At 67.1% G+C, this 26,319-nt stretch carries 21 protein-coding genes; 14 read left to right on the forward strand and 7 right to left on the reverse strand.

The window, feature by feature from the left end; all coding sequences use genetic code 11:
• Positions 1–98 precede the first annotated feature (98 nt).
• Positions 99–1,148 carry a Leu/Phe/Val dehydrogenase gene (locus tag LH128_RS23885; protein WP_008832263.1) on the forward strand — a complete coding sequence of 350 codons (1,050 nt, stop codon included), beginning with the start codon at positions 99–101 and terminating at the stop codon, positions 1,146–1,148.
• Between the two features lie 195 nt (positions 1,149–1,343).
• Here the strand turns inward: LH128_RS23885 and LH128_RS23890 are convergent, their stop codons facing one another.
• Genes LH128_RS23890 through LH128_RS23900 form a run of 3 tightly spaced genes read right to left on the reverse strand, consistent with a single transcriptional unit; the run spans position 1,344 to position 6,633 of the window.
• Complete coding sequence (locus LH128_RS23890) at positions 1,344–3,134, reverse strand: acyl-CoA dehydrogenase C-terminal domain-containing protein (RefSeq protein WP_008832264.1); 1,791 nt, start codon at positions 3,132–3,134, stop codon at positions 1,344–1,346.
• A gap of 41 nt (positions 3,135–3,175) precedes the next feature.
• Positions 3,176–5,500, reverse strand: coding sequence for a 3-hydroxyacyl-CoA dehydrogenase/enoyl-CoA hydratase family protein (locus tag LH128_RS23895; RefSeq protein WP_008832265.1), 2,325 nt, complete (start codon positions 5,498–5,500; stop codon positions 3,176–3,178).
• The gene (locus LH128_RS23900) at positions 5,497–6,633 is read right to left on the reverse strand and encodes a thiolase family protein (RefSeq protein ID WP_008832266.1); all 1,137 of its coding nucleotides are present in this window, start codon (positions 6,631–6,633) and stop codon (positions 5,497–5,499) included. The genes LH128_RS23895 and LH128_RS23900 overlap by 4 nt, the downstream gene beginning before the upstream one ends.
• A gap of 219 nt (positions 6,634–6,852) precedes the next feature.
• On the opposite strand from LH128_RS23900, the gene LH128_RS23905 reads away from it, so the two are divergent.
• From LH128_RS23905 to LH128_RS23925, 5 genes are read left to right on the forward strand one after another with little or no spacing between them, the layout of a single operon-like run.
• Positions 6,853–7,305: a DUF2147 domain-containing protein gene (locus LH128_RS23905; RefSeq protein ID WP_008832267.1), complete on the forward strand. Its 453-nt coding sequence runs from the start codon at positions 6,853–6,855 to the stop codon at positions 7,303–7,305.
• A 54-nt stretch (positions 7,306–7,359) separates the two neighbouring features.
• Entirely contained in the window at positions 7,360–8,658 is a 1,299-nt protein-coding gene (locus LH128_RS23910; RefSeq protein WP_008832268.1) for an OmpP1/FadL family transporter, read from the forward strand.
• Positions 8,658–10,376: a long-chain-fatty-acid--CoA ligase gene (locus LH128_RS23915; RefSeq protein WP_008832269.1), complete on the forward strand. Its 1,719-nt coding sequence runs from the start codon at positions 8,658–8,660 to the stop codon at positions 10,374–10,376. Before LH128_RS23910 ends, LH128_RS23915 begins: the two co-directional genes overlap by 1 nt.
• Entirely contained in the window at positions 10,373–10,792 is a 420-nt protein-coding gene (locus tag LH128_RS23920) for a MerR family transcriptional regulator (protein WP_008832270.1), read from the forward strand. The genes LH128_RS23915 and LH128_RS23920 overlap by 4 nt, the downstream gene beginning before the upstream one ends.
• A complete protein-coding gene (locus LH128_RS23925; protein ID WP_008832271.1) occupies positions 10,785–11,657 on the forward strand; it encodes an acyl-CoA thioesterase in 873 nt (290 codons plus the stop codon). Before LH128_RS23920 ends, LH128_RS23925 begins: the two co-directional genes overlap by 8 nt.
• Here the strand turns inward: LH128_RS23925 and LH128_RS23930 are convergent.
• The gene (locus tag LH128_RS23930; protein ID WP_008832272.1) at positions 11,639–12,214 is read right to left on the reverse strand and encodes a TetR/AcrR family transcriptional regulator; all 576 of its coding nucleotides are present in this window, start codon (positions 12,212–12,214) and stop codon (positions 11,639–11,641) included. The two genes, LH128_RS23925 and LH128_RS23930, sit on opposite strands and share 19 nt — an antisense overlap.
• A 137-nt stretch (positions 12,215–12,351) precedes the next feature.
• On the opposite strand from LH128_RS23930, the gene LH128_RS23935 reads away from it, so the two are divergent.
• Both LH128_RS23935 and LH128_RS23940 read left to right on the forward strand, forming a co-directional pair.
• Entirely contained in the window at positions 12,352–14,106 is a 1,755-nt protein-coding gene (locus tag LH128_RS23935) for an acyl-CoA dehydrogenase (RefSeq protein WP_037521124.1), read from the forward strand.
• Positions 14,107–14,281: 175 nt separating this feature from the next.
• Positions 14,282–15,343 carry an acyltransferase family protein gene (locus tag LH128_RS23940; RefSeq protein WP_008832274.1) on the forward strand — a complete coding sequence of 354 codons (1,062 nt, stop codon included), beginning with the start codon at positions 14,282–14,284 and terminating at the stop codon, positions 15,341–15,343.
• Positions 15,344–15,346: 3 nt separating this feature from the next.
• Here LH128_RS23940 and LH128_RS23945 read toward each other — a convergent pair whose 3' ends face one another.
• Both LH128_RS23945 and LH128_RS23950 read right to left on the reverse strand, forming a co-directional pair.
• Complete coding sequence (locus tag LH128_RS23945; RefSeq protein WP_008832275.1) at positions 15,347–16,135, reverse strand: sulfite exporter TauE/SafE family protein; 789 nt, start codon at positions 16,133–16,135, stop codon at positions 15,347–15,349.
• Entirely contained in the window at positions 16,132–17,505 is a 1,374-nt protein-coding gene (locus LH128_RS23950) for an ATP-grasp domain-containing protein (protein ID WP_008832276.1), read from the reverse strand. Before LH128_RS23950 ends, LH128_RS23945 begins: the two co-directional genes overlap by 4 nt.
• Positions 17,506–17,775: 270 nt before the next feature.
• Here LH128_RS23950 and LH128_RS23955 point away from each other — a divergent pair, with 270 nt between their 5' ends.
• The 3 genes from LH128_RS23955 (at position 17,776) to LH128_RS23965 (ending at position 23,143) form a co-directional block, all read left to right on the forward strand.
• Positions 17,776–18,930 (forward strand): GGDEF domain-containing protein, encoded by a 1,155-nt coding sequence (locus LH128_RS23955; RefSeq protein WP_248005802.1) that lies wholly within the window; start codon positions 17,776–17,778, stop codon positions 18,928–18,930.
• Between the two features lie 99 nt (positions 18,931–19,029).
• Positions 19,030–22,674 (forward strand): PAS domain S-box protein, encoded by a 3,645-nt coding sequence (locus LH128_RS23960; RefSeq protein WP_008832278.1) that lies wholly within the window; start codon positions 19,030–19,032, stop codon positions 22,672–22,674.
• An 85-nt stretch (positions 22,675–22,759) separates the two neighbouring features.
• Positions 22,760–23,143: a response regulator gene (locus LH128_RS23965; RefSeq protein WP_036522387.1), complete on the forward strand. Its 384-nt coding sequence runs from the start codon at positions 22,760–22,762 to the stop codon at positions 23,141–23,143.
• A gap of 6 nt (positions 23,144–23,149) precedes the next feature.
• On the opposite strand, the gene LH128_RS23970 is transcribed toward LH128_RS23965, so the two are convergent.
• Positions 23,150–23,932 carry an energy transducer TonB gene (locus LH128_RS23970; protein ID WP_008832280.1) on the reverse strand — a complete coding sequence of 261 codons (783 nt, stop codon included), beginning with the start codon at positions 23,930–23,932 and terminating at the stop codon, positions 23,150–23,152.
• A gap of 163 nt (positions 23,933–24,095) precedes the next feature.
• Between LH128_RS23970 and LH128_RS23975 the strand changes: the two genes are divergently transcribed.
• From LH128_RS23975 to LH128_RS23985, 3 genes are read left to right on the forward strand one after another with little or no spacing between them, the layout of a single operon-like run.
• Positions 24,096–24,836, forward strand: a complete 741-nt coding sequence (locus tag LH128_RS23975) for a PepSY-associated TM helix domain-containing protein (protein WP_008832281.1) — start codon at positions 24,096–24,098, stop codon at positions 24,834–24,836.
• Between the two features lie 14 nt (positions 24,837–24,850).
• A complete protein-coding gene (locus LH128_RS23980) occupies positions 24,851–25,351 on the forward strand; it encodes a DUF2271 domain-containing protein (RefSeq protein ID WP_008832282.1) in 501 nt (166 codons plus the stop codon).
• A 37-nt stretch (positions 25,352–25,388) separates the two neighbouring features.
• Complete coding sequence (locus LH128_RS23985) at positions 25,389–26,309, forward strand: DUF4198 domain-containing protein (protein ID WP_008832283.1); 921 nt, start codon at positions 25,389–25,391, stop codon at positions 26,307–26,309.
• Positions 26,310–26,319 lie beyond the last annotated feature (10 nt).

The following is a 26,319-nucleotide window of genomic DNA, read 5'->3' on the forward strand; positions in this document are numbered from 1 at the left end:
TCGGATTTTCCCCGCCAACGTCGAAATGAGGTCAGAACGCCCTCGCCTCTCCCGGCATAATGCGGGGGCTAACACCACTCCCGCATGGAGCCTTGACGATGGTTGCCCAGACCCGGCGCATGATGCCGCCGATCGAATATGTCCGCCTGTCCGACGAAGCCGCCGGTCTTGACGGCATCATCGCCATCCACTCGACCGCGCGCGGGCCTGCGGCGGGCGGCTGCCGCCTGTGGACTTACGACGACCCCGAAGCCGCCATGCGCGACGCCTTCCGGCTGGCCGAGGGCATGAGCTACAAGAACGCCATGGCCCACCTGCCGCTCGGCGGCGGCAAGGCCGTGCTACGCCGCCCCGCCGGTGACTTCGACCGCCGCGCGTTGTTCGAGGCATTCGGCGAGGCGGTCGAGAAGCTCGATGGCCGCTACGTCACCGCCGAGGACGTCGGCACCGGCGTCGCCGACATGGAGTGCGTGGCCCGCCATACCCGCCATGTCGCCGGACGCACCGCGCTGCCGGGTCTGGCCGGCGGCGATCCCTCGCCCTGGACGGCGCTCGGCGTGTTCGAGGCGATGAAGGCGGCGGTCGAGTTCCGCTACGGAAGCGGCCTTGCGGGCGTGACGGTGGCGATCTCCGGCGTCGGCAATGTCGGCGCGGGGCTGGCGCGGCTGCTCCACGGCGCGGGCGCGAAGCTGGTGGTTGCCGACATCGACCCGCTGCGCTGCGCGCGTCTCGCCGAGGAAACCGGCGCGCGGATCATGGGGATCGCGGGCATCGCCGCCGTGGAGGCCGAAGTCTTCGCGCCCTGCGCGCTGGGCGGTGCGCTCGATGACGCGACGGTCGAGGCATTGCACGCAAAGGTCGTGTGCGGTGCGGCCAACAACCAGCTTGCCGCGCCGCATGTCGCGGACCTGCTGATGGAGCGCGGCATTGCCTATGCCCCGGACTACGTCGCCAACGCGGGTGGCATCATCAACGTCGCGGCCGAATACCTCGGCGAGAGCGAAAGCGAAGTGCGCGGCCGGGTCATGGCGATCGGTCCGCGCATGCGCGAACTGCTGGACACCGCCGCCAGCGACGGTCTGCCGCCGCCGGTCGTGGCCGATCGCATGGCCGAGGAACTGATGCGGCCGGAGACGGTGGCGGCTTAATAGAGGCCCACCCCTGCCCCCTCCCGCAAGCGGGAGGGGAATGAGAGGTCACTCTCGTTTACACGTCTTCATTCCCGCGAAGGCGGGAACCCAACTGATGACAGAGCCTGTTGCACCGGCATCAGATGGGTCCCCGCCTTCGCGGGGATGACGGATTTTAGAACGAGGGGGTGGGCAACCCCCACCCCTCCCCCATCAGAACGCCGCGTCTTCCAGCGCCATCATCGAGGCCTTGCCCGCCTTGATCGCAAGGAACGCCGCCGTCGCCTGCGGCAGGATGCGATCGAAGTAGAACTGCGCCGTCGCCAGCTTCGCCTTGTAGAAGCCCGCGTCCTCGCTGCCTTCGCCCAGCCTGTCCCGCGCGATCATCGCCGACTTCGCGAAGCAGTAGGCCATCGCCACCAGCCCCATCAGCCGCAGGTAATCAGTCGCCGCAGCGCCTGCTTCCTCGGGATCCTTCATGCCCTTCTGCGCGATGGTGCCGGTGGAAAGCTGCAGCGCACCGAACGCCTTCTCCAGCGCGGCGATCATCGGACCGAACTGCGCGTCCGCCTTGTTCGCCTCGACGAAAGCCGACACCGGATGGAAGAAGCTGCGCAGATAGCGGCCCATGTGCGCGGGCATCTTGCGCCCGACCAGATCGAGCGCCTGGATGCCGTTGGTGCCCTCGTAGATCATCGCGATGCGCGCATCGCGGGCGTACTGCTCCACGCCGCTCTCGGCGATGTAGCCGTGGCCGCCATAGACCTGCACCGCCAGATTGGCGCTTTCGTGGCCGAGGTCGGTGAACAGCGCCTTCACCACCGGGGTCATCAGCGCGATGAAATCCTCGGCGTTCTGCTTCACGGCGGGATCGGTCGCGTGCTTCTCGGCATCGAGCGCGCGGCTGACCCAGCCGCCCAGCGCACGGCAGCCTTCGTTGTAGGCGCGCATCGTCATCAGCATGCGGCGCACGTCGGGGTGGACGATGATCGGATCGGCCGGGCCGTTCGGGTTCTTGACGCCTGAGAGCGATCGGCCCTGCAGGCGGTCCTTCGCGTAGTAGACCGCCGACTGATAGGCCGCCTCGCCGACGCCAAGGCCCTGCACGCCCACCGAGACACGCTCGGTGTTCATCATCTTGAACATGGCCTCCATGCCCTTGCCCGGCTTGCCGACGATCCAGCCGGTGGAATCGTCGAAGTTGAGCTGGCAGGTGGCCGAGGCCTTGAGCCCCATCTTGTGCTCGATCGCCGCCACCGAGACGCCGTTCGATGGACCCGGGGTGCCGTCGTCCTTGGGCAGATACTTGGGCACCAGGAACAGGCTGATCCCCTTCACGCCCTCTGCCGCATCGGGCAGCCGCGCGAGGACGAGGTGGACGATGTTGGGCGTCAGGTCATGCTCGCCCGCCGAGATGAAGATCTTGGCGCCGGTCAGCTTGTACGAGCCGTCCTCCTGCGGGACAGCTTTCGTGCGCAGCATTCCAAGGTCGGTGCCGCAGTGCGGCTCGGTAAGGCACATCGTGCCCGACCATTCGCCCGATACCATCTTCGGCAGGTAGAACTGCTTCAGATCCTCGCTGGCGTAAGCCTCGATCGCAGTGGTGCCGCCGTGCGTCAGGCCGGGGTAGAGGCTGAACGAGAGGTTGGCCGAGCAGATCATCTCCTCGGTCATCTTGTTCACCGCCTCGGGCAGGCCCTGCCCGCCCCACTCGGGATCGGACGCGAGCGCGCACCAGCCGCCGTCGCGGAACATCTCGTAGGCTTCCTTGAAGCCCTTGGGGGTGCGGACCACGCCGTTTTCCAGCACGCAGCCCTCGATGTCGCCCGAGCGGTTGAGCGGCAGCAGAACTTCCTGCGCCACCTTGGCCGCCTCTTCGAGCACGGCGTCGACGAGGTCGGGGCTGAATTCCTCCAGCGCCTCCAGATTGCCGAAGCCGTCGTCCTGATGGAGTTCGTGGATCACGAACCGCATGTCGCGCAGGGGCGCCTCATAGACTTGCATGTGTCACTCTCCTCGGGCGGCGCGGTGGCCGCCCTGTTATCTTAATTGCGCAGCGGCTTGCCGGTTTCGAGCATGTGCTCCACCCGGGCGATCGAGCGCGGACTCCGGACCAGCCGCATGAACGCCTCGCGCTCCAGCTTGAGCAGTTCCTGTTCGCTCACCACATCGACCAGATCGGCCTCGCCGCCGGTCAGCACCGTCGCCAGCGCATCGGAGACGACCATGTCGTAGTCAGTGGCCTTGCCCTGCTTGTGGAAGCCCTCGGCCGCCATCGACAGCGCGGTGCGGCCACTCTCGCCGGGCAGGCGGAAGTGCGGGGCCTCGCGCGGTTTGTAGCCCTCGACCAGCGACAACGCCTTCTGCTTGGCGTCGTAGAGCAGGCGATCGCGGTTCATGGTGATCGCATCGTCCGCGCGCAGGAACAGCATCTCCTTCGCCTGCGCGGCCGACTTCGATACCGAGGCGGTGGAGACCGTCTCGAACACCTTGGCGACGGCGGGCATCGGCCCCTTGGGCATCATCGGATTGCTCTGCCAGCGGTCGAGCAGTTCGCCATTGCCGCCCCAGCCCGGAACGAGGCCGACGCCGCATTCGACGAGGCCCATATACAGCTCGGCATGGGCCTGGATCGCATCGCAGTGGAGCAGGATTTCGCACCCGCCCCCCAGCGCCATGCCCGCCGGCGCACCGACCACGGGGAACGGCGCGTACTTCAGGCCCTTGTACGCCATCTGCCCACCGGCGACGAGCTTCTCGATCTCGCTCCACGCGGCGATGTTCACCGCGAAGATCGCGAGGCCGAGGTTGGCCCCCGCCGAGAAGTTGTCGGCGTCGGTGTAGACGACCAGGGCCTTGTACTTCGATGCCACCAGCGGAATCGCCTCGACGATCAGCTTCATGACCTCGCCGTCGAGCGCGTTCATCTTGCCGGTGAATTCGAGGGCGGTGACACCGTCGCCGATGTCCCACAGCGCGGCGGAGGCATTCTTCAACAGCGGTTTGCCTGCCAGCTTCACGTCGGCAAGGCTGAGGACACCTTGGGGGCGTTTAATGTCCTCGTAGGTGCCGCTGAGTGCCAGTGCCTGCCGCACACCATTCTCGACGCGGTAGAACGGCCTGTCGCCCGCCACCTTCAGGATTTCCGGGACGGGTTTTCCTTCGGATTCAAGGCGCTGCGCCAGCCAAGCGGTGCCCAGCTTGTCGATCATCTCGAACGGCCCGGCCTTCCAGTTGTAGCCGAGCTTCATCGCATCGTCGATCGCAACCACATCGTCCGCCGCTGAGGGAACCAGCGAGGCCGCATAAGCCAGCGTCCCGCCCAGAACCGCCCAGGCGTATTCGCCGATCGGCCCCTTGGTCTCGACCAGCGCACGAAGGTCGCCGCGGCCCGCCTTGCCCGAGGGGCCTGCGGCGCGGATGGTCTCGCGGTATTCGCCGGTCGCAAGGTCGATGGTCTCCTTGCGGCGGCCCATCTCCTTGTTAAGGCGGTAGAATCCGCCCTTTCCCTTGCGTCCGGTATAGCCGTCGGCGATCATCTTTTCGATAAGCGGATGGCTGCGCGCGATGGCGTGGTAGGGGTCGTCCTTGGGCAGCGTCGAGGTCAGGCTGGCCTGCAGATGCGGCATCAGGTCGATTCCGACGAGATCGACGAGGCCGAAAATCCCGGTCTTGGGCACGCCCATGGGCTTACCCGCGACGGCATCGGCCAGTTCGACGCTCAAGCCTTGGTCGAAGGCCGCGTTGAGGCCCAACTGAATCCAGTAAGTACCTATGCGATTGGCAATAAATCCCGGCGTGTCCTTGGCCTTCACCACCGTCTTGCCCATCGCCACGTCGGCGAACTGCTCGACCTTCGCGGCGACACCGGCATCGGTATCCGGCCCGGTGACGATCTCCAGCAGCCGCATGTAGCGCGGCGGGTTGAAGAAGTGGGTGATGAGGAAGTCGCGCTTGAACGCCTCGGAACGGCCATCGACCAGCTGCGCCAGCGGGATCGTCGAGGTGTTGGACGACACCGCCGTCCCCTCGCGCTTCACCGCCTCCAGTTTGGCATAGAGGCCCTGCTTGATGTCGAGGCGTTCGATGACGGCCTCGATCACCCAGTCGCATTCGGCAATCTTTTCAAGGTGATCCTCGATGTTGCCGGTCTCGACGAGCTTCGCGGCGGCCTTGCTCATGAAAGGCGCGGGCTCGGTCTTGAGCATCTTCGCCACCGCGCCTTCGGCCACGGCATTGCGGTTCGCGCCATCCTTCGGGACGATGTCGAGCAGCAGCACCGGCACGCCCGCATTGGCGACCTGCGCGGCGATCCCGGCACCCATGGTGCCCGCGCCGATGACACAGACTTTCTTGATCGGCTGGCTCATTCCACGGCCTCCAGAACGGTGGCGATGCCCTGACCGCCGCCGATGCACTGGCTGGCGAGCGCGTACTTGCCGCCCTCGCGCTTGAGCAGCGATGCCGCCTTGCCGACGATGCGCGCACCGGTCGCGCCAAGCGGGTGGCCGATGGCGATCGCGCCGCCGTCGATGTTCACCTTGGCGGTGTCGAGGTTCAGGTCCTTGATGCAGGCAAGTGCCTGGGACGCAAAGGCTTCGTTGAGTTCCACGACGTCGAGGTCGCTGGCGGAAATCCCCGCGCGCTCCAGCGCCTTCTGGCTCGAGAGGATCGGGCCGAGGCCCATAGTCTCGGGCGCGCAGCCGGAGATCGCGACCGACTTGATGCGGGCGAGGATCGGCAGTCCGTGAGCACGCGCGTATTCCTCGGTGGTCACCAGCACCGCGCTGGCGCCGTCGGTCAGCGGGGAGGAGGTGCCCGCCGTCACCGAACCGTTGGCATCGAACGCGGGCTTCAGGCCAGCAAGGGCTTCGGCGGTGGTTTCGGGGCGGATCGTACCGTCTTCGCTGACGGTGCCACCCTTGGTTTCGATGGGCACGATCTCATCGGCCAGCTTGCCTGCTTCGCGCGCGGCGGCGGCCTTCTTCTGGCTCTCGACGGCGAGCGCTTCCTGTTCGCCGCGCGAAATCTGATACTGGGTAGCGACGTTTTCGGCCGTCTCGCCCATGCCGATATAAGCGGCGGTCGACTTAGCCAGCGCCGGGTTCGGCAGCGGGTTGAAGCCGCTCATCGGCACCCGGCTCATCGATTCGATACCGGCGCAGATGAATACCTCGCCAGCCCCTACGGCGATCTGGCCCATGGCGATGTGAATCGCGCTCATCGAGGAGCCGCAGAAACGGTTCACCGTCATCCCGCCGACCGACTGCGGCAGTCCCGCAATCTGGCCGATCAGGCGCGCGACGTTAAGCCCCTGCTCTCCCTCGGGAAAAGCGCAGCCGACGATGATGTCCTCGATATCGGCGGGCTCCACGCCGGTCTTGGAAATCAGCCCCCGGATCACCTGCGCGGCGAGGTCGTCGGGGCGGACGCGGGCGAGTGCGCCCTTGTTGGCCAGGTGAAACGGCGAACGGGCGTAGCCCGCGATCACGACGCTTTGCATGCATTCCTCTCCATGGGCGGACCCGGCCGGCTTGAGTGCCGAATCCATAGCGATCCTCGTTCTCCCGAACGTCTTCCCTTAAGGTGCGAATCTTTCCCTATACGTCAAGCAAATTTTGGGATATGCCGAGTCCATCCGGTCGGGATCGGTCGTCACCTGCGAAGTCAGGGGCACGGTTCCAGCTTAGAAATCCGGGCGAGAGAGATGGAGAGGTCGCAAATGCACTTCCTTAAACTTACAGCGCTGGCGTTGGGTTCCCCGATTGTCCTGTGCGCCGCCATCGTCACCGCATCGCCGGTGCTGGCGGCGGATGCGGGCGCGCTGGCAGGCTCGTGGCGCACGCCTGCCAAGCACGGCGTGGTCGAGATCGAACGCTGCGGCGGCTCGATCTGCGGCAAGCTGGTGTCTTCCGAGAACATCCTGAAGAACCCGGAACTCAAGGACATCAACAACAAGGACGCATCCAAGCGCGATCGCCGCCTCAAGGGACTGCAGATCCTCGGCGGCTTCAAGCAGGACGGCAACGCCTGGTCGGGCGGGACGATCTACAACCCGGAAGACGGCGGCACCTACAAGGCCACGATCACCCCGGCGGGCGCGGACACCCTCAAGCTCAAGGGCTGCATCGTCTGGCCGCTATGCAAAACCCAGACATGGACGCGGATCAAGTAGGCCGCGCGGCAGTTAAGTAGCTGCCAAAAAGCAATTACCTAGGGAGAGTACCGAATGCATACCAAGTACAACCGCATCTTCCTTGCGAGCGCGGCCAGCGTCGTCGCCTTCGCGTGGAGCGGATCGGCGAGCGCGCAGGCGTTCTACCTTCAGGAGCAGTCCGTCCGCGGACAGGGCCGCGCCTTCTCGGGCGAGGCGGCTGATACCGGCGTCGATTCCCTCTGGTGGAACCCGGCTTCGATCGCGGGCATGCAGGGCGGCGAGGCATCCGTGCGCGCCAGCGCGATCCTGCCGCGCGGCAAGGTCGTGGACAACGGCACCGTGATCGTGCGCCCGCTGCAGGCCCCGGCCTCGGTCGGCGGCAATCCGGTGGCGAAGAACCCGATCGATAACGGCTACCTGCCTTCGGGAGCGATCGCCTATGGGTTCGGCCGCGTGGCGGTGGGCCTGTCGCTGACGGCACCCTATTCGTTCACCACCGACTACGACGCCGACAGCTGGGCGCGCTACAGCGCCGACAAGACCAAGCTGCGCACTTACGACATCCAGCCCTCGATCGCGGTGGAACTGGCCAAGGGCCTCTACATCGGCGGCGCGGCGAACATCGAGTACGTCGATGCGACGCTGGGCAACTACCTCCCCAACCTGTCGCCGCTGCTCGCGGACGGGCACCAGACGCTCAAGGGCAACGGCTGGGATGTGGGCTGGTCGGCCGGTGTGCAGTACCATGACGGCCCGGTCTCGCTGGGCTTTGCCTACAAGTCCTCGATCAAGCACAAGCTGGATGGCACGGTGACGCTCGAAGGGCTGGCCGGTCCGCTCGCAGCGCAGAACGGCACGATCGACGCCAAGGCTTCGTTCAGCACACCGTGGATGTTCATCGGCAGCGCCCGCGCGCAGATGAGCAAGAGCCTGACCCTCAACGCGCAGGTCGTGCGCATGGGCTGGAGCGAGTTCGACACCATCGACATCGGCGCGCCGATCAACCAGTCGATCCCCGAGAACTACCGCAACAGCTGGACCTGGGCGATCGGCGCCGATTATCAGGTCAACCCGCAGTGGGTCCTGCGCACCGGCTTCCAGCGCGGCATCACCCCGACGCAGGACGGCAACCGCGACGCGCGCGTGCCGGACAGCAACCGCTGGAACTTCTCGGCAGGCACCAGCTATTCGCCGAGCCCGGCCTTCACCATCGACGCGGCGGCCTCGTACATCACCTTCAAGGATGCGCCGATCGACCGCATCACCGCTGCCTATGCGGGCACGGCGGTGCAGACGCCGGTGATCACCAACGGCGAGCTGAAGGACGCTTCCGCTCTTGTCTTCTCCCTCGGCGCAAGGATGCACTTCTAATGATCGACGCGGCGACGATCGGCGGGGTCGCTCCCGCCACTGCCTCCTCAACGACGGACGAGATGCCGCCGATCGCGCCGCGTCTTCTGACCGACCTGCTCGACCATGCCGTGGACGCCCACGGGCCATGGCCGGCGGTCGACTTCATGGGCCGCAAGTGGACATATTCGGAAATCGGCGCGCTTGCGAAGCGAGCCGCCCGCGGCCTGCAGGACCTTGGTGTCACCAAGGGCACCCGTGTCGGCCTGTGCCTGCCCAATACGCCCTACTACGTGGTCGCCTATTTCGCGGTGCTGCGGATCGGCGCTGTCGTGGTGAACTTCAACCCGCTCTACACCGAGCGCGAGATGGCGCATCAGGTCACCGATTCCGGCTGCGAGGTGATGATCGCCACCGACCTCGCGTTGTGCCTGCCCAAGCTGGAGCCTCTGGTCGGCAAGACCTGCCTCAAGCGCGTGGTCGTCTGCCCCTTCGCCGACGCCCTGCCCGCGATCAAGCGCCGCGCCTTCCTGCTCTTCAAGCGCCACGACATCGCGCATGAGCCGCACGACTTGCGCTATGCGCGCTGGGCCAACCTGATCGCCCGCGATGCAGAGCCGGACCCGGTCGAACGCCATCCCAACGACCTCGCGGTGCTGCAGTACACCGGCGGCACCACCGGTGTGCCCAAGGGCGCGATGCTCAGCCACGCGAACCTGGCCGCCAACTCGGCGCAGATGATCGCGCATGTCGGCCACATGCCCGAGCATCAGGAGCGCACGCTGGGTGTCTTGCCCCTGTTCCACGTCTTCGCGCTGACGACGGTGCTGAACTACTCGGTCGACACGGCGGCGGAGATGATCCTGCTGCCCCGCTTCGAGATGAAGTCCTTCCTCGCCACCGCCAAGCGCACGAAGCCGACGCAGTTCTTCGGGGTGCCCACGCTCTACACCGCGCTCAACCACCAACAGCTTCACGGCGAGTTCGACAACGTGCGCGTCTGCATCTCCGGCGGCGCGCCGCTGCCGCTGGAGGTTCGCCGCGAGTTCGAGGAGAAGACCGGGGTGAACGTCGTCGAGGGCTACGGCCTCTCCGAAGCCAGCCCGATCATCGCCTGCAACCCGCTGGAAGGGCTGGTCAAGGACAACGCCTGCGGCCCCGCCTTCCCCGGCACCGCGCTGGAAATCCGCGATCCCTCCGACCCCACCCGCCTTTGCGCGCCCGGCGAAAAGGGCGAAGTCTGCGCGCGCGGCCCGCAGATCATGCAGGGCTACTGGGGCCGTCCCGAGGACACCGAGAAGACCTTCATCTACGGTGCCCTGCGCACCGGCGACATCGGCTATCTGGATGAGGACGGCTATCTGTTCCTCGTCGACCGGATCAAGGACGTGATCCTCTGCGGGGGCTATAATGTCTATCCGCGCATCATCGAGGAAGCGCTTTACGAGCATCCGATGGTCGCCGAGGCGGTCGTGATCGGCATCCCCGATGCCTATCGCGGGCAGGCTCCCAAGGCATTCGTAGTGCTGCACGGGGGGGACATCCTGGATCAGGAGACATTGCTGGACTTCCTGCGTGAACGGCTGAACAAGATCGAGATGCCCGCCTCGATCGAGTTCCGGGATTCGCTCCCCAAGACCATGGTAGGCAAGCTGTCCAAAAAAGACCTCGTCGCGGAAGAAGCTGCCAAGCGTGAGGGCCAAAACTCTGGCCAAGGCTCGGGCGGAACCACAGCTTGAGCGCCGCGCCCGCTCCCGAACCGCCGCAACTTCTGGGCATCCAGGAAGCCGCAACCCTGCTCGGCGTGACGATGCGCACCTTGCGCTTCTATGAGGACAAGGGCCTGATCGCGCCGCAGAGGGTCGGCACCACCCGCATCTATTCGCGGCGCGAGGTCGGGCGGATGCAACTGATCCTGCGCGGCAAGCGGCTCGGTTTCTCGATCCGGGAGATCAAGGAGTTCCTCGATCTCTACGACGTCGATCCCGAGCATCACGAACAGGTCCGCGCCCTCAAGTCCAAGGTCGGCGAGCGTATCGCCGACTTGCGCAAGCAGAAGCGGGCGATCGACCAGACACTGGAGGAACTGCTCTCGATCGAGCGGCAGGCCCTTGCGTGGCTCGAAGGCTCCCCGCTAAGGCCCGTCGATGACTGACCCTGCTGCTGCCGTCGCCGAACTGCGCGCTCTCCTCGAAGTCGAGGAGATCGACACCGACCTGTTCCGTGGCGGCGCCTCCGAGGAACGGCCCGGCCGCGTGTTCGGCGGGCTCGTGGTGGCGCAGGCGCTGGCGGCCGCCGCACGGGATCTGGCGGGCAGCGATCGGCAGGCGCACTCGCTCCACGCCTATTTCCTGCGCGCCGGGGATACGACGCGGCCGATCATCTACCGCGTGCTGCGCGACTTCGACGGCGGCAGCTTCGCCAACCGTCGCGTCGTGGCGATGCAGGGCGGCAAGCCGATCCTCAACCTGGCGGCCTCGTTCCATCGGCGCGAGGACGGCTTCGCCCACGCCGCCGCCATGCCGCAAGTGCCCTCGCCCGAGCAGTGCCCGGACCTCGTCACAGCACTCGCGGCGACGGGCCAGAAATTCCCGCAGGCCATGCTCGACCGCCTCGCCGCGTTCGAGATCCGGCCCGGCCCGCCTGCTGTGCAGGGCTCGGATACCCCTCACCAGTTCCTGTGGTTCAGGCTGGCCGCGCCGATCGACAGCGACGAAATGCTCAGGCGCGTCGTGCTAACTTATGCGAGCGACTTCGCACTCGTTTCCACGGCGATCCTGCCCCATTCGAAGGCCATTTTCTCGCCCGGCATGCAGGTCGCCAGCCTCGACCATACGGTGTGGTTCCATTCCACTCCGCCGGTGGACGACTGGCTGCTCTACGCGATGGACAGCCCCTGGGCCGGTCACGCGAGGGGCTTTGCGCGCGGCGCGCTTTACGACCGGGCGGGAACGCTGGTCGCCAGCGTGGCGCAGGAAGGACTCTGCCGCGCCGTCCCTACTCAGGAACCGACCGCGTAGACCCCGAGGATCTGGTCGGCGACTTCATCGAGGGTGAGGCGCCCCGGCCGATACCACTCGCTCGCCGAATTGAGCGTGGCGAGCAGCAGGATGCGATAGATCGCCGGGTCGCGCCCCGGCTGCGGCGGCAGGGCATTGACGAGGTCCGCGAACAGTAGCTCGAATGCATCGCGCCGCGCGACCAGTTGCACGCGCACGGAGTCTGGCACCGCGCGAAAGTCGTTCATCAGCGGCATCGTCAGCGAGGCCGGGTCGAGCTGGATCGCCAGCAGCACCCGGCACGCCCTGGCCAGCCGCGCAGCGGGCTCCTCCACCCCTTCGATCGCCGCGCGGATGCGGCCTTCCGCTGCCTGCAGCGCCGCATCGTGGATGCGCACGAAAAGCGCGTCCTTGCTCTTGATGTAGTGGTAGAGCGAGCCGCCCAGCAGGCCCACCCGCTCGCCGATGTCGCGAATGCTGGTCGCGGCATAGCCCCGCTCGGCGAAGAGGGCGGCGGCGGCGGCCACGACCTCGTCCTCGCGCGACGGGTTCGACTTGTCGGGATGGCGTGCGTTCATTGGGCCTGCGTTGGAGCGCGGCCGACCGATCGGCAAGGAAATTCAAGGGTCATGGCAACATCGCCTTGATTGTAACGATCGTTTGGTACAATGAGATGGAAAGCCGCGCAAGCACGCAAGCCCCTGTGGAGATGATCATGCCCTCGACCTACCAGCCCCCCGTCGCGACGATGCGTTTCCTGCTGGAGCACGTGCTCGATTTCGACGCGCAGATGGCCGCGCTGCCGGGACTGGAGGAAGTGACGAGCGAGCTTGCAGGCGAAGTCCTGACGATGGCCGGTCGCATGTGCACCGAACGCCTCGCCCCGCTGAACCTGCCGGGCGACGCGGCGGGCACGAAGCTGGTCGACGGTAACGTCGTCACCGCACCGGGCTTCGCGGAGGCTTATGCGGAATTCGTCGAGGCGGGCTGGCCCGGCCTCGCAGGCGATCCCGAGTTCGGCGGACAGGGCCTGCCGCGCACCGTGCAGATCATGCTCGACGAGATGGTGTCCGCCGCCAACTTGTCCTTCGGCCTGTTCCCCGGCCTTACCCGGGGCGCGGCGGAAGCGCTTGCCGCACACGGCTCGGAAGAACTCAAGGCCACGTACCTCGGCAAGCTCGTGACCGGCGAGTGGTGCGGCGCGATGGCGCTGACCGAGGCTTCGGCGGGCACCGACCTCGGCCTGCTGCGCACCCGCGCCGAGCCACGCGGCGACGGCAGCTATGCGGTGACCGGAACCAAGATCTTCATATCCTCGGGCGACCAGGATTTCGGCAACAACATCGTCCACCTCGTCCTCGCCCGCCTGCCCGATGCTCCGGCCGGAGTGAAGGGCATCAGCCTGCTGCTCGTCCCCAAGTTCCTGCCCAGCCCCAGCGGCGCCTTCGACGAGCGCAACGCGATGTCGGTCGGCGCGCTCGAGCACAAGATGGGCATCCACGCCCAGCCCACTTGCGTCATGAACTACGACGGCGCGACCGGCTGGCTGGTCGGCGAGGCCGGACGCGGGCTCAACGCGATGTTCACGATGATGAATGCCGAGCGCCTGTTCGTCGGCATCCAGGGGCTCGGCCTTGCCGATGCGGCGACGCAGAACGCGGTCGCCTATGCCCGCGAGCGCCTGCAGGGCCGCGCCGCTGACGGCCGCCCCGGCCCCGTGCCGATCATCGCCCATGCCGACGTGCGAAAGATGCTGCTCGCCTGCCGCGCCTTCGTGGAGCCCGCGCGTGCCCTCGCCGCATGGACCGCGATCCGCATGGACATCGCCGACCGCCACCCGGACGCCGCGACGCGCGATGCGGCCTCCGCCGACGTCGCCCTGCTGACTCCGGTGGTGAAGGCCGCCTTCACCGACTTCGGCTTCGAGACGACGGTGCTGGCGCAGCAGGTGTTCGGCGGCCACGGCTACATCCACGAAGCCGGGATGGAGCAGTTCGTCCGCGACGCACGCATCACCCAGATCTACGAGGGCACCAACGGCGTACAGGCCATGGACCTCGTCTCGCGCAAGGTCACGCTGAACGGCGGCGCCCCCTTGCGCGCCTACCTCGACGGAATCGCGGCCGACATCGACAAAAGCGACGCGAGCGACCTCGCCGTGCAGATGCGCGCCGCCCTCGCCATGCTGGAGGAAGCCAGCGCCACCATCGCGGCCGCATCGGGTGATGCCGATGCCCTCGGCGCGGCGGCCACGGAGTACCTCAACCTCTTCGCGCTGGTGTCGCTGGGCTGGATGTGGGTCCGCATCCTCGCCGCCGCCTCGGCGCTGGAGGATGCGCGCAGCCGCGACACCTACGCCGCCCTCGCCGCCTACTACGCGAGCTACGTGCTGCCCCGCGCAGGTCTGCACGCGGCCCGCATCGCCGCCGGTCCCGCCACGGTCATGGCGCTCGACGAAGCGCTGTTCTGAAAGCCTTTTCCCTGCCCCTCTCCGCTCGTCCCGCCGCCCGCGCGGCGTGACGCATAGGCTTGGCATCGTCTGCGCGAGGCAACCACTGCGCCTCGCAGGCTTTATGATGACAAAAGCACATACGGAGCATGGATGATAATGGGCGGGACACGGCTTGGCTGAACCGAATAGCGACATGCAAAGCCGGCGCTCCGATGCGATCCGCATCGCGCGCGTCATCTGCATCGCGGGCATCGTCTACGTCCACGCCTGGACGGGACTCTCCGGCTACGAACTCGATCTGGCGCGCGGGACTCCGCAGGAGACCTTGCGCTGGGTCCTGATGGAAGGGTTCGGCCGCAGCGCGGTGCCGCTGCTGGGACTGATCTCCGGCTGGCTGGTCGCGGGATCCTCGCGCACTCGTCACTGGGGACCGCACGTCGCCCGCAAGGCGCGCACGATCCTGCTGCCGATGGTGCTGTGGAACGCGCTGGCGGTGCTGCTGGTATCGGGCGCGGCATGGCAGTTCGGGCTCGCCGCGCCTATGCCGCAATCGGTGCGCTGGCTGGTCGAGGAACTGTTCATCGTCACCCGCCCGCCCGACATCAACGTGCAGATGCCGTTCCTGCGCGACCTGTTCCTGTGCATGGTGCTGGCCCCGCTGCTGGTGCGGTTGCCGTCGAAGGCGCTGGCTCTGCTCGCGCTGGCGGCGGGAACCTGCCACGTACTGGGCATCGGCCCGCCGGTGATCCTGCGCGCCTCGATCCTGATGTTCTTCACCATCGGCATCATCGCCCGCCGTGCCAACCTCGCCGAGCGCGTGGCCGCATGGCCCGCCATCGTCGCGCTAGCACCCTTCGTGGTGCTGATGCCGCTGCATCTCTACGTCTCGATCGGCGATGCCCGGCCGTTCGACGATGCCTCGACGGCGGCGGTGGACCTTGCCGCGCGCGTTGCCGCATCGCTGGCGGTGTGGTGGCTGGCATGGCGCCTCGTCGCCACTCGCGCCGCGCCGCTACTGCGCCGGATCGAACCGTACATGTTCTTCTATTTCTGCGCGCACCTGATCCTGATCTGGCTGCTGGGGCCGGTCGTCGGCAAGCTGACCGGAAAGCTCGGCTCGCCGCTCTATCCGGTCTACCTGATCGGCCAGCCGTTCCTGATCCTCGGCGCGGTGGTGGCCATCGCCAAGGGGTTGCTCATGGTGGCGCCGGGTCTGGCGGGGACGCTGAGCGGCGGGCGACTGAAGCGCACCTGACCCTCACATCCGCGAGAACAGCGGGATCGGCGCGAAGACGAGCGAGATCAGACCCCACAGGCTGAGCGCGATCATCACCCCGCCGATCCACTGCGTCAGATCGCGCGAGGAGGCACGCCGCGTCACCAGCGCCCCGATCGGCGCGGCTACGATCCCGCCGATCAGCAGGCCCGACGCCGCGATCGAGAACGACTGCAGGCCCAGCGTGCCGATGAAGGCCGACAGCACCGTCACCGTCACGAAGAACTCGGCGGCGTTGACGGTGCCCACCGCCACGCGCGGGGTCATCCCCTGCGCGATCAGGCTGCCCGTCGTCACCGGCCCCCAGGCACCGCCGAAGGAATCGAGGAACCCGGCGACGAAGCCCAGCGGCCCCACCGCGCGCATCCGGCGATAGGCCTGCGCCCGCCGCGCTCCGCGCCAGATCAGGTAAATGCCGACCGCCGCCAGATAGACCAGCAGGACCGGCCGCAGGATCGAGAGGCTGAGGTGCGACAGCGCCCACACGCCCGCCAGCCCCCCGGCGATGCCCGGAATGACGAGGCGCGCGAAGAGCATCCAGTCGACGTTGCGCTGCAGGGCATGGGCCGCGCCGGAGACGCCGCTGGTGAAGCTCTCGACCGCATGCGTCACCGATGACGCGGCGGCGGGCGGCAGGCCGAGCAGGATCAGCAGCGAGTTGCCGATCACCCCGAAGCCCATGCCGACCGCGCTGTCCACCAGCTGCGCCAGGAACCCGGCGACGATGAACGGCGCCAGCGCCGCCCAGGGAATCGCGGAAAAGTCGATCATCCGTTGCTCCTGCGTCGGCGCGCGGAGCCGGCTCCGAACCGTCCGGCCGGGGAAGTCAGCAGGAACAGCACCGGGAAGATGAGCGCGAGGACGGAGAGCACCCCGCTCACCACCGCCTCGGCCCCGGCGAGCCATGGCATGACCGCCGCCCAGATCGCGACCGCGAGCACCACCATCAGCGTGCGTTCGTGCGCCCGGTCATTGAGTCCCGTCACGTCCACCTTGGCGCGCCCTTCGAAGAGGGAGCGAAGGCCGATCCCGGTCGGACTGCGGCGATCTACCAGCGGCTGCGGGAACGAGCCATGGACGAGGCAGCCGATCCCCGCCGCCACCATCCGCAGGCCCACCGCGCTGGCGAAAGGCCGGAACTCGGCGTTGCGGTCGCTGAGCGCGCGCAGGCCGGTGCGGCCGCCGAAGATCATGTCGGCCAGCGCAGTGCTCTCGGCCGGGGCAGGCTTGCTTTCCTGCACGGCGGCCTGCGTGGAGATCACCCATTCGAGGATCGCCGTCGGCACGTCGAGCCCCGTCGCTCGCTCCAGCCCCTGAAAGCCGGGGGCGGAGTTGGCCTCGCAGATGCGGTAGCCGTCCTCGTCGAACAGGATGTCGATGCCGGTGATGTCGAGTTCCAGAACGTCGGCCGCCTGCACTGCCAGTTCCGCCATCTCCTGCGGCGGGTTGTAGGCGACGCCCACCCCGCCGAGCGAGACGTTGGACTTGAACCCGCCGGTCAGCGAGCGGCGCTCCATCGCCGCGATCACCCGCCCGCCGACCACCAGCACGCGCACGTCGCGCCCGTGGCTGGCGCGCACGTAGTGCTGCAGGATGAAGTCCGCCTTGGCCTCGGCGCTTTCGAGCAGGCCCGCCAGATCCTCGAACTGGCTGCGATCTTCGCACTTGAGGACCCCCGCGCCGCGCGTACCCTTGAGCGTCTTGACGATGACTGGAAAGCCCAGTTCCCGCTCGACGAGATCGACGTCGATGGGGAACGTGCCCAGCATCGTGCGCGGGATCGGCAACCCTGCACGGTTCAGCGTCTGCAGGGTGTGCAGCTTGTCGGACACCGTCTCGATCGTTGCCGGGCCGTTGACCAGCCGCACCCCGCGCCGCTCGAAGTGGCGCAGCAGGGCCAACGTGAAGTAATCCGTCTCCGCGCCGGTGCGGCAGATGACGAAGTCGGGCTTCTCGATCTCGCGCCCCTGATACTTGATCGCCCAGTCGCCGACGGTGCCGACGACCAGTTCGAAGCTGTGGGGCTGGAGGACGTGCAGTTCGATGCCGAGCGCGCCTGCAGCCTCCTGGAAACGGAAGACTTCTGGCACCTCGGGAATCGACGGGTCGAGTTGATGCTGAAAGAGAATCCAGCCGCGCAATGCGATATGCTCCCCGGTTTTGGCGGTAATGCGAAAGTTGCAGATGGCCTTCGCGCGTGCGTTCGGCCGGGTGTCAGGTCACAGAATGGCATTGGGCCGTCTTGGTTGCAAATCCATGGCAGCGCCGCGCCTCGATCCTCACCCGACCTTGCCGAAAAAGCAGCAGCGGCAAGCATGGTTTACGGCCCATCCACCTTTTGTTTAGGAGATTGGCGTAACTTCCTCGCGCAAGGGGGTTCCGGGTTCTTCATGTCGGTCGATGCGCAAACCATGTTGCTGCTTTCGAACGCGATCGCGTTCGTGGCCGCGACGTTTCTTCTTATCGAATGGCGGTCCCTGCGCGAGCGGTTCCTCCTGAGCTTCGCGCTCGGGTTCCTCTGCATCGTCGTGGGCTGCACCCTTGCGCCCCTGCGCCAGAGCGGGGATTTCCTCCTCGGCGTCTGGCTGTCGAACTCGATGGTCCCGCTGGCCCACTTCATGTTCCTGCTCGGCGCTGCATCTTTCGCCCAGCGCAGGCTGAGCCCTGCCTGGTTCGCCGCCCCGCTGCTCTGCTCGGCACTGATGGCCATCCCCGGGCTCGGCGACCGCGATCAGGTCATGTCGCTGTTCAACGCCGCATTCGTGGCGGTGTTCTGCCTCAGAGCCGCCGGCGTGCTGCTGGAGGCGCGCCGCACTACGGGTTCGGAAACCCGTACTTTGGTTGCAACCTTCGTTGTCCACGGCTCCTTCTACGCGGTGAAGGCGGGCTGCGCGTTCGTGCCCGGCGCCTTCGTCGATTTGTCCTCCTACTCCGGCGTGCTGATTCCGATCTCGCTGTTCGAGGGGATCCTCGTCGAAGTCGCCCTCGCGATGTCGATCGCAGGCGCGCTGCGCCGCCGCCGCGAGGAACGCGCCACACGCCTTGCCGAAAGCGACCCCCTCACCGGCCTGCTCAATCGCCGCGGCTTCGAGGCCCGCACCCGCGACGTGCAGCAGCAGGGCGGCTCGCTGCTGCTTATCGACATCGACAATTTCAAGACGATCAACGACTGCTTCGGCCATCAGGACGGCGATCGCCTGCTCGTCGATCTCTCGGCTTTCCTGGCGGTGCGCCTGCCCGCATCGGCGGTGACCGCACGCCTCGGCGGTGACGAATTCGTGGTGCTGCTGCCCCGCATCGACGAAGGGCGCAGCCTGAGGCTGGCCGAGGATCTCTGCACCGGATTCGCAATTCGGCAGGGGGCGGACAACTGCGGCACCCTGAGCATAGGCTGCGCGCCTGTCCTTCCGGGCGTGCAGGACTTGTCTCCGGCGATGCGGCAGGCCGACCGGGGCCTTTACGAAGCGAAAAGCAAGGGGCGCAACCGCGCCTGCCTCGCCCCCCGTTTCTCCGGTTCGGAGGCACGGGCCGGGATTCTCCCTTATCCCATCGCCGCTTCAGGATAAGTGCTCGCCTTCCATTGACCGGGAACCGTCCTGCGCGCGATGTGTTGTCGTGCGCACGGAAGGGGTGGTCGGCCCGGCGCGAAGGGATCGGTTAGGGGCATGACGCGTAGCGAAGCGAACGGCGACGGGTTCATGGGACTCGAAGGCGATCTCGCGCGCCGCATCGCCGCGCACGACTGGTCCTCCACCCCGATCGGGCCGATCGAAAGCTGGCCGGTAAGCCTGCGCCATACCGTCGCGATGATGCTGCCATCGCGCGTGCCGCTGGTGCTGCTGTGGGGCCCCAAGGGCGTCATGCTCTACAACGACGCCTATGCGGAGTTCGCGGGCGGGCGCGATAGCCGCCTGCTCGGGTCCAACGTCCTGGACGGTTGGGAGGAAGTCGCCGAATTCAACGCCAACGTCATGAAAATCGGCCTGGCGGGCGGGACGCTGAGTTACCGCGACCACATGCTGACGCTGCATCGCCACGGCAAGCCCGAGCAGATCTGGCTGAATCTGGATTATTCACCGGTCCCCGGCGACGACGGCACGCCCGCAGGCGTCATGGCCGTCGTATTTGAGATCACCGAAGCGCACCATGCCCGCGAAGCTCTGGAGGAAAGCGAGACCAAGCTGCGCTTCCTCGACGATCTTGCGCAGGCGATCACGGATTGCCGCGGGGCAGGCGAAATCCTGGCGATCACCACCCGCATGACGGCGCAGCATCTCGGCCTGGCCAACTGCGCCTATGCCGACATGGACGCCGACGAGGACGGCTTCACCATTCGCGGCAACTGGCATGCCGACGGTGCGCGCTCGATCGTCGGGCATTATCGACTGGCGGATTTCGGCGCGCTCGCCGTGCGCGAGCTGCATGCCGGGCGGCCGCTGATCATCAACGACAACGCCAGGGAAATCGCGCCCGAGGAGGCCAGGACCTTCCAGGGCATCGGTATCGCGGCGACCATCTGCATGCCGCTGATCAAGGAAGGTCGCCTCACCGCGCTGATGGCCATCCACGACAGCCGGCCCCACCACTGGACCCCTTACGAACTGGGCATCATCCGCGAGGTAACGGAGCGGTCCTGGGCGCATGTCCAGCGCGTCGGTGCGGAAGGGCAACTGCGCGAGCGCGAGGCCTACAATCGCCAGATTCTCGACGGCGCGATCGACTATGGCATCGTCGCCACCGATCTCGACGGACGCATCACGCTCTGGAACGCCGGCGCGGCGGCGATGCTCGGCTGGAGCGAGGCGGAAATGCTCGGCCAGCCGATCGACATGTTCTTCACCCCCGAGGACCGGGCGACCGGGCGACCTGCCGCCAAGCGCCGGGAAGCGCTCGACACCGGCCGCGCTCACGATGCCCGCTGGCATCTGCGCAAGACCGGCGGGCGTTTCTGGGGGCTGAGCGAGATGACCCCGCTGCGCGACGGCGATGGTCGGCCGACAGGCTTCGTCAAGCTCATGCGGGACCGCACCTTCGAGCACGATGCGCAGGAAGCCCTGCGCCTCAGCGCCGAGCAGTTGAGCCGCGCACAGGTCGCAGGCGGTGTAGGCCTGTTCTCCGTCGACATCGTCGCCAACACGATAACCGGGACCGACGAGTTCTACCGCCTGTTCGGGGCACCGCAGACCGGTGCGGTAAGCGCCGGGGTGCTCGAAAGCATCATCATTCCCGAGGACCGCCACCTTTCGTCCAACCATGCCCGGCGCAATTCGGCGGATGCGGCGCTCGACGTCGAATATCGCATCCGTCGCCCCGATACCGGCGAAGAGCGCGTGATCGCGCGCAAGTCCGAGTTCGAATTCGACACCGCCGGTAAGCCGGTGCGGATGATCGGCGCCGTGCGCGACGTGACCGAGCGCAAGCGCACCCAGCTGGCGCTGGAAAAGAGCGAAGCTCAGTTCAGCGCCCTCGCCCAGAACCTGCCCACGCAAGTCTGGACCGCGCGGGCCGACGGTAAGATGGAATGGTTCAACGAACGCGCCTACGCCTATTCCGGGGAGCCCCGGGGCAGCCTCGACGGCGATGGCTGGACTCGGCTGGTGCACCCGGAAGACCGCGAGACCGCCATAGCGCGCTGGGCGCAGGCCGTCGCGACGGGCCAGGTCTACGACACCGAACTGCGCCTGCGCGACTGCGAAGGGCTCTATCGCTGGCACCTCTCGCGCGCCATGCCGCTCAAAGACGCGCATGGCGCGATCTCGGCGTGGATCGGCACTAATACCGAGATCGAGGCGCAGAAGCAGGCCGAGGCCGCCTTCGCGCAGGACCGCGACCGCCTCTGGACGATCAGCCGCGACCTCATGCTGGTCTGCGACTTCGAGGGCGTGATCACCGCGGTGAACCCCTCCGGCGAGCGGCTGCTGGGCTGGCATGAAGGGGAAATGCTCGGGCAGCGCATCGCCTCCTTCGTCCACCCCGACGACCTCGAGGCGACCGCCGCCGAAGTCGCCAAGCTCGCCAGCGGACGCCGCACGATCGCGTTCGAGAACCGCTATCGCACCAGGGACGGCGACTTCCGCCTGATCGCCTGGACCGCGGTGCCCGACGACCGCCGCATCCACGCGATCGGGCGCGACATCACCGAGCAGCGCGCCATCGAGGAGGCCCTTCGCCAGAGCCAGAAGATGGAGGCCGTCGGCCAGCTGACCGGCGGCATCGCGCACGACTTCAACAACCTGCTGCAGGGCATCACCGGCAGCCTCGACATGATGCACGCCCGGCTCGCGCAGGGCCGTACGCAGGACCTCGAGCGCTGGCTGGGCGGTGCACGGACCTCGGCGGAGCGGGCGGCGGCACTGACCCATCGCCTGCTCGCCTTCTCCCGCCGCCAGCCGCTCGACCCGCGCCCGGTGCGCAGCAATCCGCTGATCGCCTCGATGGAGGACATGCTGCGCCGTACGCTCGGCGAGCATATCGAGCTCGGCTTCGTGCTGGCGGGCGGGCTATGGCTGACGCGCTGCGATCCCAACCAGCTGGAAAGCGCCATTCTCAACCTCGTCATCAACGCGCGCGATGCCATGCCGCAGGGCGGCAAACTGACCATCGAGACCTGCAACGCCCACCTCGACGACCGCTACGCCGCGCGCGAGCGCGACGTGGAGCCAGGCGAATACGTGTGCATCGCCATCAGCGACACCGGCGTCGGCATGAGCCGCGACACCGCCGCGCGCGCCTTCGAGCCGTTCTTCACCACCAAGCCTATGGGCCAAGGCACCGGCCTTGGCCTGTCGATGATCTACGGCTTCGCGCGCCAGTCCGAAGGTTATGCGCGGATCTATTCCGAGGAAGGCGTCGGCACCACCATCAAGTTGTTCCTCCCCCGCCATCTCGGCACCGACGCCGCGGCCACGGACGCCCGCGAACCGCTGGCGCTGCCTACCGCACGCGATGGCGAAGTGGTGCTGGTGGTGGAGGACGAACCGGTCGTACGCGCACTGATCCTCGAAGTGCTCGACGGCCTCGGCTACCGGGCGATCGAGGCTGCCGACGGTCCCGCCGGACTTGCCATCCTGGAGTCGGACGAGCGCCTCGACCTGCTCGTCACCGACATCGGCCTGCCGGGGCTCAACGGCCGTCAGGTCGCCGACGCGGGGCGCGCCTGTCGGCCGGGTCTGAAAGTGCTGTTCATGACCGGCTATGCTGAGAACGCGGCACTGGCTTCGGGCTTCCTCGAACCAGGCATGGCGATGATTACCAAGCCGTTCGCGATGGCCATGCTCGCCGGACGGATACGCGAAATCATCGAGAGCTGAATGGCCGCTTGATCACGCCGCAATCGGCTGGCAATAGCTTTGCCGCGCAAGGCGTTGTCGCGAACGCAATTTCCAGAGTGGCACCATGCCTGACGAGACGCCTCGATTCGACGGAATGCGGGTTTTGGTTGCCGAGGACGAGTTTCTCGTATCGATGCTGCTCGAGGAAATGCTGACGGACCTCGGCTGCGAGGTCGTCGGACCTTTCGCGACCCTCTCCGCCGCGCTCGAAACCGCCTGCGCTGGCGAATACGATGTTGCCGTGATCGACCTCAATCTTGCGGGCGAGAAAGCAGACCCGATCATCGCCGAACTCGCATCCCGCGAGGTGCCGGTCGCCATCGCCAGCGGCGGTTTCGAGCCCGACCTTGAGCATCGCCCCACGGTGCGGCTGGACAAACCCTACAGCGCTACCCAGCTGGAGCAGGCGATGGCGACCCTGCACGCCGCGCTGCAGGGAAGCGACTGACGCCTCTCAGACGTTGGTGAGCACGAACGGGATCGTGACGTAGCCCCGCACCGCAGTCGCCGCACCGTTGCTCATCATCGGCGACCAGCGCCAGTGCTTCACTGCGCGCAGCGCCGCTCCGTCGAGCCGGGAACTGCCGCTGCTGGATACGACCTGGATATCCTTCACGGTCCCGTCACTGCCGACCAGCAGCAGTAGCTTCACCGTGCCTTGCTCATGCGCACGCCGCGCATCGACCGGGTAAGTCGGCGGCTTGGCGAACAGCACCTTGCTCGAAAGGTCGCCGCCTTCCAGCGTCGTCGCGGCTGGCGGCGCCACCGAGGGCGGCGCGCTTACCTTAACGCCTTCGCTGGTCATGCTGGGCGGAGCGGGCGGCGGCGGCGCGTCCACCATGACCTGCTGCGGCCCGGGGCTCGGCAGTTCGATCATCGGCTTGGGTACGACCGTCTGGGTGACGGCGGCCTGCGGCGTCTCCAGCTTCGTCGGCTCGGGCGGCGGTGGAGGCGTGACGTCCAGCTCCTGCACGTCGACGGTGGTGAGATGCGCCCTTTCCTTGTGCGACGCCACCATATTGAGCGTCGCCAGACACGCAGCCATGCCCAGGATCATTCCCGCCGACGCCAGCAGAGCGACCGGGTTCGCCCTTGCCGGACGATAGACCGAGCGGTCCGCGCCAGTCGCGGAAAGTGATTCGCCAGTCGAAGCCGAATGGGGCAACGGCTCATGCGCAACGGCCGAAACCGGTGCGAACGCGAGTTCGTCCGGTGCGATCGCGGCAACTGTCGCCAATTGTAATCTCCTGCCAACCACTATTGCGAGTGATTTGCATATACACTAAGCAGCTCGTCGTCCAGAGGGCACTCGATATCACAGCAACGTGCGGCGGCACGTTTCCGCCGAAGAGCGCCCTTTACCGATATTTGAAGTCCGACATTTGTAAGGATGCGACATTTTGGAAGTTGCCGACGCCCGAGACCGCCACGCCGACGATATGCGTGACGCAGCGTCGAATACCGCCAATCGCGCGACCACGGTATCTTCGCATCTCGCGAAACCGAAACCCGCGGTGAAAAAGAAGAAGAACAAGAAGGCCCGCGCCTTCTGGCTCAAGCAGCTGCACACCTGGCACTGGGTGAGCGCGGCGATTTCGCTGGTGGGCATGCTGCTGTTCGCGGCGACCGGTATCACGCTCAACCACGCCGCCTCGATCGGCGCGGAGCCTTCGGTGACGCAGAGCCAGGGCAAGCTGCCGGTGGCACTGCTGGCGAAACTGCCTGCCCGCGGAGACCGCACCGATCCACTGCCCGCCGAAGTGGCGAAGGCGGTCGCGGCGGCGGTTCCGCTCGATCCTTCGGGCCGCGCGGCGGACTGGACCGCCGAGGACGAAGTCTACGTCGCCATGCCCGGCCCCGGCCGCGACGCCTGGGTCAGCATCGACCGCGCGTCCGGCGAAGTGCAGGCCGAAGTCACCGACCGGGGCTGGATCTCCTACCTCAACGACCTGCACAAGGGCCGCAACAGCGGCGCGGCGTGGTCCCTGTTCATCGACCTGTTCGCCGTGGCCTGTCTCGTGTTCACGATCACCGGCCTGTTCCTGCTCCAGCTTCACGCGAAGCACCGGCCGATGACCTGGCCGATGGTGGGCCTGAGCCTGCTGATCCCGCTGCTGCTGGCCCTCCTTTTCATCCACTGACGAGAAAGCCCGTGATGACCCGATCCAAGATCCTGCCCGCGCTGCCGTTGCTGGCCGCCGGCACCGCAACCGCTCTTGCCGCCACGCCCGCGCTCGCCGCGTCGGTCACCGTCACCGTCCCGCAGATCAAGGTGGCCGAATACCACCGCCCCTACGTCGCAGGCTGGGTCGAGCCCGTCGCCGGCGGCGATGCCCGCACCCTCTTCGTGTGGTTCGACGGCAAGAAGCGCGGCGCGGAACCGGGCACCAAGTGGCTGGCGGACTTGCGCACCTGGTGGCGCAAGGGCGGCCGCTCGCTGAAGCTGCCCGCCGACGGCATCAGCGGCGCGACCCGCGCGCCCGGCAGCTACACCGTCGCCATTCCCGCGAACCTCCCCAAGGGCGACTACGTCCTGAAGGTCGAGGCCGCGCGCGAGACCGGCGGGCGCGAACTGGTGTCCGTGCCGTTCACTGTCGGCGGCAAGGGTGGTTCCGTCTCGGGCAAGACCGAGCTGGGCACCGTCACCATCCGCTGATCCGACTACTTTCACTTTATATAACAGGGGAATACGAATGCGCTTCCGCTCGATCCTGATCGCCGCCGCGGCATCTTCCATGCTGGCGACGCCTGCCCTTGCGCACCGCATGTGGCTGCTGCCCTCGACCAGCACGCTCGCCAGCACCAACGAATATGTCACCGTCGACGCCGCCGTGTCGAACGACCTGTTCTACCCCGATCACGTCGCCATGGACCCGGCGCAAGTCTCGGTCTGGGCGCCCGACGGCACCGACGGCAAAGTCGAGAACGCGTCCAAGGGCCGCCATCGCGGCACTTTCGACGTCGCGCTGAACAAGGCGGGCACCTGGAAGATCGGCATGGAGCGCGCCTCGGTGATGGGCACCTTCAAGGTCGGTACCGAGGAATGGCGCGTGGGCGGTCGTGGCCGTCCGCAGGGCGCACCGGGTGGTCCGGGTGCTCCGGGCGCGGGCGCACCTGCCGGAGCCCCTCCGGCCGGTGGTCCCGGCGGCCCCGGAGGTCCGGGTGGCCAGCCGCCGCGCATGGTGCCGACCGTAGCCGACATCCCCGCCAACGCCACCGACATCAAGCTGACCGAAGTGACCTCGCGCAACTTTGTCTACGTCACTGCGGGCGAGCCGAGCAAGGTCGCCCTCACCGGCAAGGGACTGGAATTCGATCCGGTCACGCACCCCGACGAACTCGTCTCGGACGAGGAAGGCAGCTTCCGCTTCCTGATCGACGGCAAGCCCGCCGCCGGCATCAAGGTCGAAGTCGTCCCCGGCGGCAAGAAGTACCGCGCGGCCGAAGATGCGCAGGAACTGACCACCGGCCCCGACGGCGTCGTCAAGGTCAAGTGGCCGGTCGCTGGCTGGTACTGGCTGAACGCCAGCGTAGAAGACACCAAGCCCGCCGACAAGAAGGCCAGCGCCCGCCGCATGTCCTTCACTACCACGCTCGAAGTCGTCGCGCCCTGACGACGTCCTG

The organism is Sphingomonas sp. LH128 (assembly GCF_000293195.2).
Taxonomy (GTDB): Bacteria; Pseudomonadota; Alphaproteobacteria; order Sphingomonadales; family Sphingomonadaceae; genus Novosphingobium; species Novosphingobium resinovorum_A.